Below are 16,632 nucleotides of genomic sequence, written 5' to 3' on the forward strand. Positions count from 1 at the left end.
GGCCTGCATGCTCAATCGGCACGTATACTCTCTAAAGCTTTTAACCCCGGCCAAAGTTCAAATATACTCGATCGGTCTTGAAAGGGCTAAGTCGGCGTGCAATTTCACGAAGAATAGCCTTATATTCGGGTGCGGAAATCCAGCCTGCCGCCCGCAATACGGCAAGCCCTGGCATAAGTATTTTGGCAAAACCAACTCAACAAAACACCGAAAACCATGTGGCAGGAAGAAGATAACAAACTCAAAAAGAGCTTTTCATTCAAGGATTTCCGCGCGGCTTTTGCCTTTATGAACAAAGTGGCCGATGTTGTGAACGAAATGGACCATCATCCCTACTGGACGAATATGTACAACAAGGTCAGTTTTGAATTGAATACCCACGATGCCGGCGACACCGTAACCGAAAAGGACCATAAGCTGGCTGCGGCGATCGACCGGATTTACAACGCATGAAACTTTACATAGTACCCACGCCGATCGGCAACCTCGAAGACATTACATTAAGGGCTATCAACGTGCTGAAAAGCGTTGATGCGGTCCTTGCAGAAGACACCCGTACATCGGGGAACCTGCTCAAACACCTGGGCATTTCGAAGCCATTACAGAGCTACCACATTCATAACGAGCACCAGACCGTCGCGCGCGTGGTGGAGCGCATCCGCAAGGGCGAGACATTGGCGCTTGTATCCGATGCGGGTACACCCGCCGTGTCCGACCCCGGCTTCCTGCTCGTGCGCGCCTGTATACGCGAGGGCGTACCCGTAGAATGCCTGCCCGGGCCCACCGCATTCGTGCCTGCGCTGGTCAATTCCGGCCTACCGAGCGACCGGTTTACATTCGAAGGTTTCTTACCGCACAAAAAAGGCCGTCAAACACGGCTGCAAAACCTCGCTAACGAAGAACGGACAATGATTTTCTACGAATCGCCGCACCGGCTTGTCAAGGCTTTGCAGCAGTTCGCCGAGCATTTCGGTGCCGACAGGCAGGTTTGTGTTTCGAGGGAATTGAGTAAAATGTTTGAAGAAAACGTGCGCGGGACCGTGACGGAGGTCATCGCGCATTTTGGCGACAAACCTGTAAAAGGTGAAATCGTAATTGTAGTGGCTGGTAAAGCCGATGAAAAGAGAAAATCGAACGACGAAGATGAGGATTAAACATTTAAGATTAGCCCTATTAATCTGCCTTGTCTGGGTAGCCATGCCGGTCGTTTCCCGGGCGCAGTTTGGTATTTTGAGTCCTTCGGCAAAAATCAGTCTGGTTACGGTAGCCCCCGGACAGGAGCTCTATTCCGGCTTCGGGCATAGCGTCCTGTGGGTTTACGACCCCATGACGGGCGTCGACCGTGCATTCAACTATGGCACATTCAGTTTTCAGGAAGGGAATTTTTACATTAAATTCCTGAGAGGGACATTGCCTTACAGCCTTTCTGTTTCGCCCCTCTCCTATCAGGTCGCGCATTATCAGGAAGAAAACCGCTCCATTTCCGAGCAGGTTTTGAATCTTTCAATCCCCCAAAAACAAAGGCTTTACAACTTTCTCGAAAATAACTACCTGCCCGAGAACCGGGAATACCAGTACAAGTTCTTTTACGACAATTGTGCCACCCGCATGACCGTCGCATTGAAGGCGGCCGTCGGCGACAGCCTAATTTACAATGGTTATACCAAAGAAAAACGGAGCTTCCGCCAGTGGATCGACCTGTACGCATTCAAGCAAAATCCGTGGGCTGATTTCGGAATGGACCTGGCGATAGGTGCTCCTTCCGACGAAATCGCGACACCCGAGCAAGCCACTTTTCTGCCCGATAACCTCGCCACGGCATTTGCCGATGCCAAAGTAAAAACGGCTACCGGCACTGCGCCATTGGTATCCGCAACGAGACCCATATTCACCGCCAGTCCTCCTCCGCCGGTGAGTCCGATAACGCCCACCGTCGTTTTCTGGTCGCTGGCGATCCTGACATTAGCATTTACCTACTGGCAAATCCGTACCGAACGGGTCAATTTTGTGTTCGATAAAGTGCTTTTCGGCATTGCAGGCATTGCCGGCTGGATTCTCTTACTACTATGGTTTGGTACGAACCACGGCGTTACCAGCTGGAATTACGATGTACTCTGGGCATTTCCGCTGTGGATGCCGCTCATTTTCTCGCTTTCGAAAAAGCGGAAACCAAGCTGGTTTCAATTTCTGTTGATTTTTTATGCATTCCTCTTACTTTGCGCAACGGGTAACCTCGCAAAGCATAATCTGGTGTTAATTCCCATCCTGGCGACGCTGATCATCAGGGTTTACTATATTAACAATTCACTTTCAAAAATTCCCCAAAAGGAAATTGCGTATGGATCTGGAGTTGCTGACACAAAAAACCATTGAAATAGTAAGGCAGGCGTCCTCATTTATCCAGCAGGAAGCTGCCCTTTTTTCTCGTGACAAAATTGAGTACAAAGACCTCAACAACCTCGTTTCCTATGTCGACAAGGAAGCTGAAAAACTGCTTGTTGCAGGCTTGAAGGAAGTTCTCCCGGAAGCCAGTTTCATCACCGAAGAAGGTACCACCGGCCAGGAACCCGACCCCGATGCATTGAACTGGATCATCGACCCGCTGGACGGTACCACCAACTTCATCCATGGCATTCCCGTGTATTGCGTGAGCGTAGGCCTCGCGCGCGGAAAGGAGCTGCTCCTGGGCGTGATCCACGAACCGAGTCTGAACGAAATGTTCTACGGCTGGCAGGGCGGAGGCGCTTGGTGCAATGGAAAGAATATCAAAATATCGACGGTACCCCAATTGGCCGACGCCCTGGTGGCAACCGGCTTCCCCTATTATCGCTTCGAGAAGCAGAAACGCTATATGTATATCCTCGAACTGCTCATGCAAAGGACGCACGGCATTCGCCGGATGGGCGCAGCGGCAGTAGATCTGGCGTATGTGGCAGCAGGCCGTTTCGACGGTTTTTACGAATACAACCTGAACTCCTGGGATATGGCGGCGGGAACGTTGCTCATTAAAGAAGCGGGCGGCATCGTGACGGATTTCAGCGGCGGCGACAACTACCTTTTCGGAGGCGACATTATCGCAGCGGCCCCCGGCGCGCATCCCGAACTCGTTCAGGTCATTAGCGAAAATTTCTGAACGATTAAAAGTCAGGAGGTCAGGAATGGTCATTGGTAGTCATGTATAGTCAGGGGTAGTTATTTGTAGTCATGATTAGTATTCAAAATGAAACTACACCCGACTATAAATGACTACACCCGACCACAAATGACTACACCTGACCATAAATGACTACACCTGACCATAAATGACCCATAACCATTCACTCATCGCACCGGCGACCCGGTCATAATTAATACCGCACCATGGACTTGCACGAACTCAAATACCCTATCGGCGAATTTCAATCACAGGAAAGCTATACGCCTTCCGAGATCAAATCAAACATCCAGATTATCAGCGCATTGCCTTCAAAGTTCATCAACCTGCTGGGCAATTGGGACGATCATCGCCTGGATACCCCCTACCGCCCCGGCGGTTGGACGGTGCGCCAGCTGATCCACCATGTGGCCGACAGCCATATTAATGCTTATACCCGTTGCAGGCTGGCACTGACTGAGGATAACCCGACGATCAGACCTTACGAGGAACAATTGTGGGCCGAATTGCCGGATGCCAAAACTGCGCAGGTCGAATTGTCGCTCCAATTGCTCCGGTACGTGCATTTGCGCTGGGTATTACTCCTGAATTCGCTGGATGAAAATGACCTCGCACGAACCTATTTCCACCCCGGTTCCCAGAAATTGTACCGTCTCGACGAGGTGATCGCCAACTATGCATGGCATAGCGAGCACCACTACCAGCACGCATTCAGGCTGGCGCAGCGGAACAATTGGCAGTAAAATACGGTTAAAGAACCATGGAGCAGCAGATCATCATTTGGGCATTGTTTCTGACCGCGGCAGGTTACATGGGCTGGCGGATCTGGAAAGCATTCGACCGGCGTAACAGCGGCGGGTGCGCCAAAGGGTGCGGTTGCGCTGCCGATAAAGTGAATTCGGTTAAAATCAAATAGATTTCTCGTTCAGAGAAAATGCAAAAGGCCCCGATCGGGGCCTTTTGACTTATATGTATTCTTAATGTTACAACTTCCCTGCCTTGATCTCCTCCACAACGGCAGGATCAAGCAATGTGGAGGTATCTCCTAAGTTACTCACATCGCCTTCCGAGATTTTCCTCAGAATCCGGCGCATGATTTTGCCCGAACGCGTTTTGGGCAGACCGGATACAAACTGGATTTTGTCGGGCTTGGCAATAGGGCCAATGATGCGGGAAACAGTCACCGCGATGTCCTTGCGGAACATATCAGGGTCTTCCGACGTCTGCTCGGCAATAACAAACGCATAAATCCCCTGGCCTTTAATGTCGTGCGGGTAGCCTACCACGGCCGACTCCACCACACCCAGGTGCATATTGATCGCATTCTCCACTTCGGCGGTGCCGATACGGTGACCTGACACGTTCAACACGTCGTCGACGCGGCCGGTAATGCGGTAGTAGCCGTCCTCATCGCGCAAACACCCGTCGCCGGTGAAATACTTTCCGGGATAAGTCGAGAAGTAGGTCTGACGGCAGCGCTCATGGTCGCCGTAGGTCGTGCGGATAATACCCGGCCAAGGGAATTTGATACAAAGGTTACCGCTCACTCCGTTTCCTTCGATTTCATTACCGCTTTCATCCACCAACACCGGCTGGATACCCGGCAATGGCAATGTCGCGAATGTCGGCTTCTCGGGCGTTACGCCTGCCAGCGGGGAGATCATGATGCCCCCGTTTTCGGTCTGCCACCAGGTATCTACCAGCGGGCAGTGATCGCCGCCGATGTTGGTTTTGTACCAATGCCATGCTTCCTCGTTGATCGGCTCACCTACGGAACCCAATTTTTTCAATGAAGAGAAATCATGCCCTTTTACATAATCCAAACCAAAGCCCATCAGCGAGCGGATGGCGGTTGGTGCGGTATAAAGGATATTAACTTTATGTCTTTCAACGATTTTCCAGAAACGACTTGCATCCGGGTAAGTAGGAACGCCCTCGAATACCACGGAAGTAGCGCCGTAGCAAAGCGGCCCATACACGATGTAGCTGTGCCCGGTGATCCAACCGATATCGGCAGTACAAAAATGCACCTCGCCCGGCTCGTACTGGAATACATTCGCAAATGTGTAAGTCGCGTACACCATGTAACCACCGCAGGTATGTACTACGCCTTTCGGCTTACCGGTTGAGCCGGAAGTATAAAGGATGAACAGCATATCCTCCGCATCCATCGGCTCGGCCGGGCATACGGAGTTTACTTGTTTCATTTCATCTTCCCACCACAGGTCGCGGCCTTTCAGCATATGCACCGGGGTGCGGGTACGGGTGAGCACGATCACTTTCTGCACCGTCGAGCATTGTACCAATGCCTCGTCCACGGTATCCTTCATCGGAATCACTTTCGATCCGCGGAATGCACCGTCGGAAGTGATCACCATCGAACATTCGGCGTCATTAATGCGGTCGGCGATCGATTTGGCGGAAAAACCACCGAAAACCACCGAATGCACCGCGCCAATGCGTGCACAGGCGAGCACGGCAACCGCCAGCTCGGGTACCATCGGCAGGTATATACAAATGCGGTCGCCCTTTTTTACCCCGTGCTTTTTGAGCACGTTGGCAAAACGGCAAACCTGTTCAAACAATACATGGTAGGTAAGCGTCACCGCCTGATCTTCGGGATTGTTAGGCTCCCAGATAATCGCGGGCTGGTCGCCGCGTTCGGCCAGGTGACGGTCGAGAGCGTTCTCGGTGATGTTCATCACACCGCCTTCGAACCATTTTGTACGCGCTTCCTGAAAGTCCCAGCTAAGCACTTTCTTCCACGGTTTACGCCATTGAAATTGTTGGGCTACTTCCGCCCAGAAACCTTCGGGATCGTCTACACTTTGTTGGTAAGCAACCTTGTACTCTTCAAAGGTCTTAATTCTCATGATAAATAAAGGTTTTAACAGGAAATTTAGGATTTGGCTGTGAAGTTATAATTTTCATTTGGTTAGTCCTACTTGCACAGAAACTGTATTACGGACACTTGCAGGCCATTTTATTGATAATCAATCGATAGCGAAAGATCAGCAATTGTTATCATTCTAATAATATTTCAAAATCCGTCCCCGGGGAACCGCTATTACCGCCGCTGGGTAAAAAAGATGTACTTTCGGGCTTCGAACTAATTGAACAAATGAGCAAAGGGCATGAAATGGCTGCGGAAGGCAATGCACACAATGGATTAACGGAAACCGAGATCGCATTTATCCGCGAGCATCTGCACGACAATCCGGGCGAGCTGATCCTGAAAGCCGGCAAGTTCAGGGGACTGGATGTGAAAAAGCTCGCAGCCCAAATTCAGTCGCGCCAGAAAGCACTGAAAAAATTACCGGAATGGTCGGCCAACGAAAACCTGATATTCCCGCCTGCCCTGTCTGTGGAACAATGCTCATCGGAAGCCACAGCGCATTACAAGGCCGGCATGGTTTCCGGCGAAACGCTGATCGACATCACCGGGGGCATGGGTATCGATTGCTACTACATGAGCCGCGGCTTTGCCGAAACCCACTATTTCGAGCAACAGCCCCAGGTCGCATCCTCGGCCGCGTACAACTTCGCGCAACTGGGCGCTACACGCATACACGTACACGCGAGAGAATCGCTGGCCGCATTGCAGGACGGCCTCACCGCCGACTGGCTCTATGCCGACCCTGCCCGACGCGACGCCAACAAGGAAAAAGTAGTGCGGCTGGCCGATTGCACACCCGACGTTGCGGGAAACGCAGCACTACTTTTAAATGCAGCCCCAAACATTTTAATCAAAACCTCCCCCTTGCTCGACATCGACCTGGCATCCAAAGAGCTCCAAAAACTGAAAGAGGTGCACGTAATGGGCTATGAACAGGAATGTAAGGAGCTGCTTTTCGTACTAGATCGCGAAATGCCGGAGCGGGATTTCAAAATCAAAGTCCGCATCATCGACGCTGCCGGCCAACCCATTCACCAGCTCGATTTCGACCGCGAGGAAGAGCGGAATGCATTCGTAAGTTATTCCAAACCACTGGGTTATTTGTATGAACCGCACGCCGCGGTGCTGAAAGCAGGTGCATTTAAAACGCTTTGCACGCGATTTGATGTGCAGAAACTGGCCATGCACAGCCAGCTATATACTTCGGAAGATTATGTCGGCGCATTCCCGGGCCGCAGTTTCAAGATCGTGGCCGTCTGCAAGCCCGATATCCGGGAGATTGTACAGCATATTCCAGGCGATAAAGCGAACATCACCACCCGCAATTTTCCCGCAAAGCCCGAAGAATTAAGGAAGAAGTGGAAAATCAAAGATGGCGGCGAGCATTACCTGTTCGCCACCACCCTCGCCGATCAGTCGAAAGTCGTGATCGTTTGTGTGAAACCTATTTAAGGTAAGTTTCTTCGTAGATTTTTTCGTTGTAACCCAGCGTGAGCGCCTTGCCGTTTTCATCTTCGATCACCGGACGCTTAATGGCCGTAGGGTTCGACGAGAGCAGTCTAGCGGCGGATTTCGCGTCGGTTACTTTCGCTTTTTCTTCCTCGCTAAGCTCTTTCCAGGTGGTGGAAGCCTTGTTCAGGACCTTATCCCAGGGGAATTCGCTGAACCAGCTGCTTACTTTTTCCGGACTGATCCCGTCTTTTCTGTAATCGTAGAACTGGTAGGGCACCTTGTTTTTGTCGAGCCAGGTGCGGGCTTTTTTAATGGTATCGCAATTCGGGATTCCGTAAAGGGTCAACATAAAAATTTACTCTGAAAATGACTGGATTAGACTTCCGTAGCTGCGGGTTCCTCCACAACCTTGTCCGAATTATGCATTTTCTCATCATCAAGTTCGCCTTCCCAACGGGCGATAACGGCGGTTGCCAGACAGTTACCGGTCACATTCACCGACGTGCGCGCCATATCCATCAGTTCGTCGATCCCCATGATGAGCAATACTGGCCATTCGGGCATGCCAAAGTTAGCGATCGCGCCCAACAATATCACCAAAGTAGCCCGAGGGATACCCGCCACGCCTTTGCTGGTAAGCATTAATAGCAACACCATCGTGAATTGCTGCCCGATCGACATTTCGGTACCCGTCGCCTGCGCAACGAACACCGTAGCGAGTGCGAGGTATAATGTTGAACCATCGAGGTTGAAACTATAACCCGTTGGCATTACGAACGATACGATCTGGCGCGGCACACCGAATTTCTCCATTTTCTCCATCGCCTTGGGCAATGCGGACTCCGAGCTGGTCGTAGCAAATGCAATGGATACCGGTTCGAAAATGGCTTTCGCGAATTTGATCACCGGGATTCTGGCGATCATTGCCACCGGCACGAACACGATCAGAATGAAGACGATCAATGCACAATATAATGTAGCGAGCAGCAATGCGAGGTTTTTCAAAACATCGATCCCCATATGGCCTACCGTTTCGGCAATGGCTGCCCCCACGCCGATCGGCGCAAAATACATGATGATTTTAGTGAATTTGAACATTACCTCTGCCAGCAGCTCCACGCCATGCACGAATTTTTCTTTCTTCGCAGAAGGCAATAGTGCAAGGCTGATGCCGAAAAGCACGCTGAAAACGACGATTTGCAGCACTTCCCCGTGGTAAATGGATTTGGCCACGTTCTCCGGGAATGAATGCAGCACGATTTCCTGCCACGTCTGCTGGTTCACTTTCGGCAATGTCGCGTTGAGGCTTTCAGGCGGTACGATACCGACGCCCGGTTTGAACCAGTTGGCAAACACAAGCCCGATGACCAATGCAAATGTGGTGACGACCTCGAAATACAACAGCGATTTCCAGCCCATGCGGCCCACCTGTTTCAGGTCGGAATGCCCGGCAATACCCGTCACAAGCGTAGCAAAAAGCAGCGGTGCGATCACCGTTTTGATCATTTGAAGGAATATCTGCCGCAGGAAGTGCAGCTCGGTGCCCATCTTCGGGAAGTCGTAGCCGATCTCCGTTCCTACGAGCATCGAGATCAGGATCGAGGTAGTGAGGTTCTTTTTCAGGATCGCATACACGATCAGGCTCGCCAGCGCCAGCCAGCGCAGGCCGATGAGCACACTATCAGATAACGGCAGGAGACCGTAGGCACTTAAAACGGAGGCTATCGCAGCAATGGTAACCAGCACGATATTGATAATGGTAATCTTGCTCTTCATACAGGGAATTTGGTATCCTAGATTAGTTTGTAACGGTAAACTTATAAAAAATCAAATTAATGATTGTCAACACAACCAATGCATTTTACTCAAAACACAGAATTTAATTTATGCTTTGAACAATAAGAGTGAATGTTTGTACTAAACAGAAGAGAAAAACTAAAACAAACAATCGTTTACTTCAATTCAGTAAACACATTGGACAAATACAAAATGTACTGAGAGTCGCCTGTGCGGAACAGGCTGATAGCGGCTAATCAGGATACAATTTGGCACAAAATTTGAAACCTCCAAGATTACCCCAGCATTAAATCTCATCCGGAACGGATCAGGGATGCCGCCTGGCGCCGCATCCCGACCAAAAGATGACGAAAATCCTTGGTTCAGGTTCCTAAAATCGATATGTTAGGACAATCCATACCCAAAACATAACTCAACCCGACATGAGAAGTATCCTGATTGCCATCGATTTTTCCGAAAATGCCGAGCGTGCATTGGCCGCAGCAAAACTGATCGCCGAAAAAGATGCGACCGAACTACTGATCCTGCACGCTTATCAGCCTTATATAGCCGATGTAAACGTAACACCCGGTAATGTGATGCCCGGTATCGGCGGCGCCGATTTTCTGGCGATGACCTCTGAGCTTGAACAAGAGTTTCATAAACGGCTCGATGAATATGCGGCCCGCCTGGTAGCGGAAGGATACAATGCCAAAACCATCTGGACAATCGGCACCGTGCAATCGGCGATTGAAGAGGCAATTAACGACCATGTGCCGGATATGATCGTGATCGGGCGGACCGGTACCGGCGGCTTCCTCGACAAGCTGATCGGCAGTTCGGCCACCCATATTGCGCTCAACTCACCTTGCCCCGTGCTGGTAGTACCGCCGCAAACCGAACCAACTAAGTTTAAGAAAGTGGTGTATGCCACCCAGTTCGAATACGAGGAAAACAATATCCTCCGCGAGGTGTTTGTACTGATGAACCACCTCGGTGCCGACCTTACATTGCTGAAAATCAATTCGGACACGCAGCCCGACATCCAGCCGGACAACCAGTATATTACCGAAATCAAATCGCATTTCACGATCCGTGAAGGCCAGATTGTGATCCGGGAAGCGAAGCACGTGCTCGACGGCATCGAGGCCTATTGCGATGAAGTACAGGCCGATCTGCTGATCATGTCTACCCGCGAGCGGTCATTTATTGAAGAATATCTGATCAATCCGAGCATTACACGCAAGCTCGTTGTGGATACACACGTACCTTTGCTGGTGTTTCACCTCAAATAACAAAACGGTTTGAACGGGACAGAAAGCGGCAAATCCGCCGGGGGCAGCAGCACCCGGAACGGCGGCAGAAAATCCAGAAAGTACCGTAAGCGTGGCCTGCTCACTTCGCCGGGCACGCTTACCTACATCGGTCCGGATATTGGTTTGAAGACCAAAATCCGCCGGATCAGGTACAGCGAGCATATGTACAAAGAAGAGGCCGTAAAATCGCTCGACGAATGCCGGTCTGCCGAAAATGGTGAAAATTTTACCACCTGGCTGAATATCGACGGCATCCACGAGGTCCCGCTCATCGAGAAACTGGGAAAATTGTACCATTTGCACCCGCTGCTGCTGGAAGACGTAGTGAATACAGAGCATAAGCCGAAGCTGGAATTGTACGACACCGGGCATTTGTTCCTGACCCTGAAAATGCTGCACGTCGATTCGGAATCGCCGATCAGCATTTCGTCCGAGCATGTGAGTTTTGTATTGGGCAAAAATTACGTACTGTCGTTCCAGGAAGAGCTCACTTCCGACATTTTTACGACCGTCGAAAACCGGCTCGAAGCTTCCGTGGGCAAAACCCGCCGCAATGGGCCCGATTACCTGCTGTTTGCATTGATGGACGTCGTGGTGGACAACTATTTTATCGTCCTCGAAAAACTCGGCGACGCCCTCGACGCCACCGAAGACCAGGTGATCCGCGGCGTGCAGGAGCTTTCCCTCAAAGATATGTATGCCCTCAAACGCGAGCTCACGCTGGCCCGCAGGCAGATATGGCCCCTGCGCGATATGGTAAACCAGCTCATCCGCGAGGATAATATGCAAATCAGCAAAGAGGCAATCCCCTATTACCGTGACCTTTACGACCACATTATGCAGGTGCTTGATACCATCGACTCCTACCGCGAACTTGTGGCGAGCTTGGTGGACGTGCATTTATCGACCATCAGCAACCGAATGAACCAGGTCATGAAAACGCTCACGATCTTCTCGGCTGTTTTCATGCCGCTGACGTTTATAGTAGGCGTTTACGGGATGAATTTCGAGTTTATGCCCGAACTGAAAGACCCCAACGGCTACTACTATGTGTGGGGACTGATGGTCGCTGTCACGATAGGGATGATATTTTATTTCAAAACTAAAAAATGGATGTAGATTGATACCTTTGTGCTCTGATTAACGAGCATTGGAATGAGTCTTACCGTCAATACATCCCCCATTGTAACTACACAAGCCCAGTACATCCTGACCGACAGCCGTCAGGTTTCTTTCCCCGGCCAGAGTATCTTTTTTGCCATCAAAGGTGAGCGCCACGACGGCCACCGTTTCCTGCCCGAGCTGTATGCCGCCGGCGTACGCGAGTTTGTTGTCGAAGAAGCCGCATTCACCGGAGAGCTCCGCGAAACCGCCGCCGCCTGGGACGACGCGCAAATCTGGGTAGTAGCTTCGAGCATTCGTGCATTGCAGCAGTTGGTGGCTTCCAAAAGAAAGCAATTCGATATTCCGGTGGTGGGCATTGCGGGAAGTAATGGCAAAACGATCGTCAAAGAATGGCTTGTGCAGCTCCTCTCGCCCGGCCGGAGCATTGTGGCGAGCCCCAAGAGCTACAATTCGCAGATCGGCGTACCGCTTTCGGTATGGAACCTGAGCAAGGAGCATTCATTAGCGATTTTCGAAGCGGGCATTTCCAAAGCACATGAAATGGAGTACCTGCAACCGGTTATGCAGCCTACGATTGGCATTTTCACCAATATCGGGCCAGCCCATGACGACGGTTTCAGGAGCCGCAAACAGAAGATCACCGAAAAGCTGCGCCTTTTCACGAAGGTCAAAAAGCTGATTTACCGGAAAGACTACCACGAAATAGACGAGGAGATCAGCCTGATCCTGAAACCGGTGAATGCATTCCTTGAAACGCTGAGCTGGGGAAGCAACTATTCAGGCTCGCACGTGCAGGTGACGTACACCCCACAAAAAGATAAAACCGTGATTTCCCTCACCGGAAAGCTCGGCAGCCATACTTTCGAAACCGGCTTCCGTGACGATGCCTCACTCGAAAACCTCACGCATTGCATTGTTTTCCTGCTCGATTTCGGATTGGAAGCAGCCGTAATCCAGGAAAGAGTGCTGTTGCTCAAACCCGTTTCCATGCGTTTGGAGCTCAAAGAGGGCATTAACCACTCCTATATCATCGACGACGCCTACAATAATGATTTGCAGGGCCTCTCGATGGCCCTCAATTTCCTGGCGCAGCAGGAGCAGCGGAACCGCAAAACCGTCATTCTATCAGATGTGCTCCAAACCGGCCAGACGCCGACCGAGCTGTACAAAATGGTGTCCCGCCTGCTGAGCGAAAAAAGCATTGACCGCCTCATCGGCATCGGCAAGCAGATCAGCAGCCAGGCATCGCTGTTCGATATTCCCGAGCAGGAGTTTTATGACGACACCGACACTTTCCTTAAAACATTTGCTTTCCACACCCTCGCCGACACGCTCGTGCTCGTAAAGGGCGCGCGACCTTTTTCGTTTGAGAAAATCGTGCACCGTATTCAGCAGAAAGCGCATGGTACCGTGCTCGAAATCAACCTCGACGCATTGGTGCACAACCTGAACTATTACCGTGCGAGAGCCGGACAAGGCACCAAGATCATGGCCATGGTGAAGGCCTTCGCCTATGGCAGCGGCAGCTCTGAAGTGGCCGCATTGCTGCAATATCATCGCGTGGATTACCTCGGCGTAGCCTATACCGACGAAGGTGTGATGCTGCGCCAAAGCGGCATTACATTACCTATTATGGTTATGAATGCGACGCTGCCTACTTTCGACTTGCTATGGCAGTACAAACTTGAACCGGAAATTTACAGCCGCCGCATCCTCACCGACTGGCTCGAATACATTTCGCGAAAAGGCGAACCGGCCAATACGCCATCGGTGCATTTGAAACTCGATACGGGTATGCATCGCCTCGGTTTCGTGAAAGATGACTACGAATGGCTGGTAGCGCAGCTTCGCGAGAACCGCGCATTGAAAGTGGCGAGTATTTTCACCCATTTGGTTGGTGCTGATGAAGGTGTACACAATGAGTTTTCAAGAAAACAATATGCACAGTTCATCCAAGGCGCAGAGTTGATCGAGCAGACTTTGGGCTATAAAACCATTAAACACATCCTCAACTCCGCCGGAATCGTTCGCTTCCCGGAATACCGCCTCGATATGGTGCGGCTCGGCATTGGCCTGTACGGCGTAGAAGCTACCGGGCAAGACCAGCGTTCGTTACAGTCGGTGGGCACATTGAAAACCATTGTTTCGCAGGTGAAGTACCTCACATCGGGCGAAACCGTGGGATATAGCCGCAAAGGCGTCGTCGACCACGATTCAGCCATTGCGACACTCGCGATCGGTTATGCCGACGGTTACGACCGCGGCCTGGGCAATGGCGTAGGTAAGGTGTGGGTAAATGGCACATTATGCCCTACTATCGGCAATGTGTGCATGGACATGACCATGATCGACGTCACACATGCCCAGGTAGAAGAAGGGGATGAAGTGATTGTTTTCGGTAGGGAAGTCCCTATTACAGAACTCGCGAAAACCATCCACACCATCCCCTATGAGATCCTGACGGGTATTGGCGACCGCGTCAAGCGTGTATTTTTCAAAGAATAAAATACTTACTGGCCAGCCTCGGCTTGCTGCGCTACTTCGGCATCTGCACCGTCAGATTCGGGAGTAGCGCTTTTTTCTTTCTCCTTGTTTTCCACCCGGAGATCCTCTTCTTCGAACAAATGCGTAGCCATTACCTGATCCAGCGTAACATCGTAAAATGCCTGGTGCACGTTCAACGGTTCACTGCCTTCTTCAATCTCGCATTTGACGTAATTGCCGTCTTCTTGCAATTCGTAGGCATTCACATTGTCTTTCAGGCTGTAATACAAAATGTGGATCGCTTCCTGGCGCACGCGCGGGTCGACGAGCTTGAAAAGCGACTCGATGCGTTTGTCGAAGCTACGCACCATCGCATCGGCACTACCTCCATACACCAGCGGGTTGCCGTTCTGGTGGAAGTAGAAAATGCGGGAGTGCTCCAAGAAGTCGCCTACCAGTGATCGCACCGTGATATTTTCACTCAATCCTTTTCGCTGCGGCCGCAAACAGCACATACCGCGGACGATCAGTTTAATCGGTACACCCGCCTCGGAAGCCTTGTACAGCTCGTAAATGGTATCCCGGTCTTCGAGGGAGTTTATTTTAATACAAATACCACTCTTCAAACCTGCTTTCGCATTCTCCGCTTCCTGCTGAATGAGCTCAATCAGCTTCGCACGCATGTAGCGCGGGGCGGTAATCAGGTTCTGGTATTCCGATGGGATCGAATGCCCCGTGATGACGTTGAAGAACTCCGAAATATCGTGGGTATACTCTTCATTGGATGTCAAAAGACCAGTATCGGTATACAAACGGGAGGTATCCTCATTATAGTTACCGCTCGACAAATGCGCGTAACGCAGTACCCGGTTACCCTCGTTCCGGACGATCAGCAGCAGCTTGGTGTGCGTTTTGAGCAAACCAATACCATAAATCACGAAACAGCCGGCCTTTTGCAGACGCTGCGCTTCCTTGATATTGTTCTCCTCGTCAAAACGCGCTTTCACCTCGAACAACACCGCTACGTGCTTGCCGTTCTCGGCCGCATGCAGGAGCGCCTCAGTCACGCGCGAGTTTTTCGCGAGGCGGTAGATCGTCAGTTTAATGGACAGCACCTTCGGGTCTTCGGCCGCTTGTTCGAGCAGCTGCAATACCGGCTCAAAGTTGTTGTATGGATGGTGCAACAGGATATCCCGCTCACGCATTACTTCAAAAATATCGGGAATGCGCTCGCGTTCCAACCCCAGCGGCGGCACCGGCGGGCGGGTCGACGGTATCTGATCTTTGAACTCCGGATGTTTGATAATACCCCAAAGTGCCGTGAAGTCGATCAGCCCATCGGTCATAAACACATTATGGTCGTCGATCTCCCAACGCTTTTTGATCAGGTTCAGCAGGTCCGGGTTCACATCCGGCTCGATCGAGACCTGCACTACCCTTCCCAAACGACGGCTTTTGATCTTTTGCTTGATTTCGTCGATGAAATCCGCTTCGATATCGTCGCTTTCTTCCAAGGTGAAATCACCGTTGCGGATAATGCGGAACAGGTTCGCCGAGACGATATCGACATTCCTGTACAATTTGTTGATATGCGCCTTGGCAATGTTTTCAATTGGCAGGAACAGCAGTTCTTCCTCCCGCTCGATCACGTAAAAACGCGGCAAGTTGGGTGGAAGCTGCACAAATGAGAGCTTTCTGTCTTCTTCGGAAGTAGTACCTTTCACCTGCGTGATCACACCCAGTATAAGCACTTTCGCAAGCAGGACGGGAAATGCGTGTGTGTAATCGAAGAGCATCGGCGTCAGCATCGGGTACACCGTGCGATCAAAGTACTCCTCTACGGCAATTTGCTCATCGTGGGTAATCTCGTCCATCCCGATAATGCGGAAGCCGTGATTCGCGAAATGCGGTAACAGCTGGTTTTTGTAGCATTCGTTCTGCCGGCGCACAAAATCATGCACTTCCTTCATCAGTACCTTGCGAAAAGGAATCTCGCGCAGGCCCGAGTAATCGAGGCGCTCCTTGCCGAAATCGAGGTAATTATAAAGGCTTCCTACACGTATCGTGAAAAATTCGTCGAGGTTGGATGAAGTAATGGCGAGGAATTTGAGGCGATCGAACAGGTTGCGCTCTTCATTAGTCGCCTGATCGAGCACGCGGTCGTTGAACTTCATCCAGCTGAGATCCCTGCTGATCAGGTCACTTTGCTGCATTTGGGTATTGGCCTTTTCCGACGAACTGACCGCTTTGGCATCCTCTGCCGCCGCCGGTTCCTTCGGACTTTTGAACAATGCGAACAAATTGGTCAGCTTACTTCGTTTTTCATTGCTATATATATTGTCGGATGAGCCGGACATAACGTTATGCTATTAAAAAGGTGTATCAGGATGGCAATAAAAATTCAACGAATCTAAACAATCTATTGTTTT

General features: G+C 51.0%; 13 protein-coding genes and 1 pseudogene. 10 read left to right on the top strand and 4 right to left on the bottom strand.

Annotated elements, in window-relative coordinates; all coding sequences use genetic code 11:
* Positions 1 to 201: 201 nt before the first annotated feature.
* The 6 genes and pseudogenes from J2Y43_RS02735 to J2Y43_RS02760 all read left to right on the top strand — a co-directional run.
* Positions 202 to 453: pseudogene (locus tag J2Y43_RS02735) on the top strand (4a-hydroxytetrahydrobiopterin dehydratase); the annotation flags it as partial.
* Positions 450 to 1,154 (top strand): 16S rRNA (cytidine(1402)-2'-O)-methyltransferase, encoded by a 705-nt coding sequence (gene rsmI, locus J2Y43_RS02740; RefSeq protein WP_309981368.1) that lies wholly within the window; start codon positions 450 to 452, stop codon positions 1,152 to 1,154. The pseudogene J2Y43_RS02735 and the gene rsmI, both read left to right, overlap by 4 nt.
* A complete protein-coding gene (locus tag J2Y43_RS02745; protein ID WP_309981367.1) occupies positions 1,144 to 2,373 on the top strand; it encodes a DUF4105 domain-containing protein in 1,230 nt (409 codons plus the stop codon). The genes rsmI and J2Y43_RS02745 overlap by 11 nt, the downstream gene beginning before the upstream one ends.
* Positions 2,339 to 3,133 carry an inositol monophosphatase family protein gene (locus J2Y43_RS02750; RefSeq protein WP_223401286.1) on the top strand — a complete coding sequence of 265 codons (795 nt, stop codon included), beginning with the start codon at positions 2,339 to 2,341 and terminating at the stop codon, positions 3,131 to 3,133. The genes J2Y43_RS02745 and J2Y43_RS02750 overlap by 35 nt, the downstream gene beginning before the upstream one ends.
* Positions 3,134 to 3,360: 227 nt before the next feature.
* Positions 3,361 to 3,897, top strand: a complete 537-nt coding sequence (locus tag J2Y43_RS02755) for a YfiT family bacillithiol transferase (RefSeq protein WP_309981366.1) — start codon at positions 3,361 to 3,363, stop codon at positions 3,895 to 3,897.
* Between the two features lie 17 nt (positions 3,898 to 3,914).
* Positions 3,915 to 4,070: a FeoB-associated Cys-rich membrane protein gene (locus J2Y43_RS02760; RefSeq protein WP_309981365.1), complete on the top strand. Its 156-nt coding sequence runs from the start codon at positions 3,915 to 3,917 to the stop codon at positions 4,068 to 4,070.
* Positions 4,071 to 4,137: 67 nt separating this feature from the next.
* On the opposite strand, the gene acs is transcribed toward J2Y43_RS02760, so the two are convergent.
* Positions 4,138 to 6,027 (bottom strand): acetate--CoA ligase, encoded by a 1,890-nt coding sequence (acs, locus tag J2Y43_RS02765; protein ID WP_223401283.1) that lies wholly within the window; start codon positions 6,025 to 6,027, stop codon positions 4,138 to 4,140.
* Between the two features lie 248 nt (positions 6,028 to 6,275).
* On the opposite strand from acs, the gene J2Y43_RS02770 reads away from it, so the two are divergent.
* Positions 6,276 to 7,502, top strand: a complete 1,227-nt coding sequence (locus J2Y43_RS02770) for a THUMP-like domain-containing protein (RefSeq protein WP_309981364.1) — start codon at positions 6,276 to 6,278, stop codon at positions 7,500 to 7,502.
* Here J2Y43_RS02770 and J2Y43_RS02775 read toward each other — a convergent pair.
* Entirely contained in the window at positions 7,495 to 7,851 is a 357-nt protein-coding gene (locus tag J2Y43_RS02775) for an ArsC family reductase (protein ID WP_309981363.1), read from the bottom strand. The two genes, J2Y43_RS02770 and J2Y43_RS02775, sit on opposite strands and share 8 nt — an antisense overlap.
* A gap of 26 nt (positions 7,852 to 7,877) precedes the next feature.
* Positions 7,878 to 9,278 (bottom strand): cation:dicarboxylate symporter family transporter, encoded by a 1,401-nt coding sequence (locus J2Y43_RS02780; RefSeq protein WP_309981362.1) that lies wholly within the window; start codon positions 9,276 to 9,278, stop codon positions 7,878 to 7,880.
* Positions 9,279 to 9,721: 443 nt separating this feature from the next.
* On the opposite strand from J2Y43_RS02780, the gene J2Y43_RS02785 reads away from it, so the two are divergent.
* Genes J2Y43_RS02785 through J2Y43_RS02795 form a run of 3 tightly spaced genes read left to right on the top strand, consistent with a single transcriptional unit; the run spans position 9,722 to position 14,224 of the window.
* Positions 9,722 to 10,573 (top strand): universal stress protein, encoded by an 852-nt coding sequence (locus J2Y43_RS02785; protein WP_223401279.1) that lies wholly within the window; start codon positions 9,722 to 9,724, stop codon positions 10,571 to 10,573.
* Positions 10,574 to 10,582: 9 nt separating this feature from the next.
* The gene (gene corA, locus J2Y43_RS02790; RefSeq protein WP_309981361.1) at positions 10,583 to 11,713 is read left to right on the top strand and encodes a magnesium/cobalt transporter CorA; all 1,131 of its coding nucleotides are present in this window, start codon (positions 10,583 to 10,585) and stop codon (positions 11,711 to 11,713) included.
* A gap of 36 nt (positions 11,714 to 11,749) precedes the next feature.
* Complete coding sequence (locus J2Y43_RS02795) at positions 11,750 to 14,224, top strand: bifunctional UDP-N-acetylmuramoyl-tripeptide:D-alanyl-D-alanine ligase/alanine racemase (RefSeq protein WP_309981360.1); 2,475 nt, start codon at positions 11,750 to 11,752, stop codon at positions 14,222 to 14,224.
* A 5-nt stretch (positions 14,225 to 14,229) separates the two neighbouring features.
* Here J2Y43_RS02795 and ppk1 read toward each other — a convergent pair whose 3' ends face one another.
* Positions 14,230 to 16,560 (bottom strand): polyphosphate kinase 1, encoded by a 2,331-nt coding sequence (ppk1, locus tag J2Y43_RS02800; protein WP_309981359.1) that lies wholly within the window; start codon positions 16,558 to 16,560, stop codon positions 14,230 to 14,232.
* Positions 16,561 to 16,632: the final 72 nt, after the last annotated feature.

The organism is Dyadobacter sp. BE31 (genome assembly GCF_031457695.1).
Lineage (GTDB): Bacteria > Bacteroidota > Bacteroidia > Cytophagales > Spirosomataceae > Dyadobacter.

Bases quoted from the DNA above. Each gene is read 5' to 3' on its own strand.
- J2Y43_RS02770 (WP_309981364.1), top strand. From the start codon at position 6,276: ATGAGCAAAGGGCATGAAATGGCTGCGGAAGGCAATGCACACAATGGA.
- rsmI (WP_309981368.1), top strand. From the start codon at position 450: ATGAAACTTTACATAGTACCCACGCCGATCGGCAACCTCGAAGACATT.
- J2Y43_RS02750 (WP_223401286.1), top strand. From the start codon at position 2,339: ATGGATCTGGAGTTGCTGACACAAAAAACCATTGAAATAGTAAGGCAG.
- ppk1 (WP_309981359.1), bottom strand. From the start codon at position 16,560: ATGTCCGGCTCATCCGACAATATATATAGCAATGAAAAACGAAGTAAG.
- acs (WP_223401283.1), bottom strand. From the start codon at position 6,027: ATGAGAATTAAGACCTTTGAAGAGTACAAGGTTGCTTACCAACAAAGT.
- J2Y43_RS02775 (WP_309981363.1), bottom strand. From the start codon at position 7,851: ATGTTGACCCTTTACGGAATCCCGAATTGCGATACCATTAAAAAAGCC.
- J2Y43_RS02785 (WP_223401279.1), top strand. From the start codon at position 9,722: ATGAGAAGTATCCTGATTGCCATCGATTTTTCCGAAAATGCCGAGCGT.
- J2Y43_RS02745 (WP_309981367.1), top strand. From the start codon at position 1,144: ATGAGGATTAAACATTTAAGATTAGCCCTATTAATCTGCCTTGTCTGG.
- J2Y43_RS02755 (WP_309981366.1), top strand. From the start codon at position 3,361: ATGGACTTGCACGAACTCAAATACCCTATCGGCGAATTTCAATCACAG.
- J2Y43_RS02760 (WP_309981365.1), top strand. From the start codon at position 3,915: ATGGAGCAGCAGATCATCATTTGGGCATTGTTTCTGACCGCGGCAGGT.
- J2Y43_RS02795 (WP_309981360.1), top strand. From the start codon at position 11,750: ATGAGTCTTACCGTCAATACATCCCCCATTGTAACTACACAAGCCCAG.
- J2Y43_RS02780 (WP_309981362.1), bottom strand. From the start codon at position 9,278: ATGAAGAGCAAGATTACCATTATCAATATCGTGCTGGTTACCATTGCT.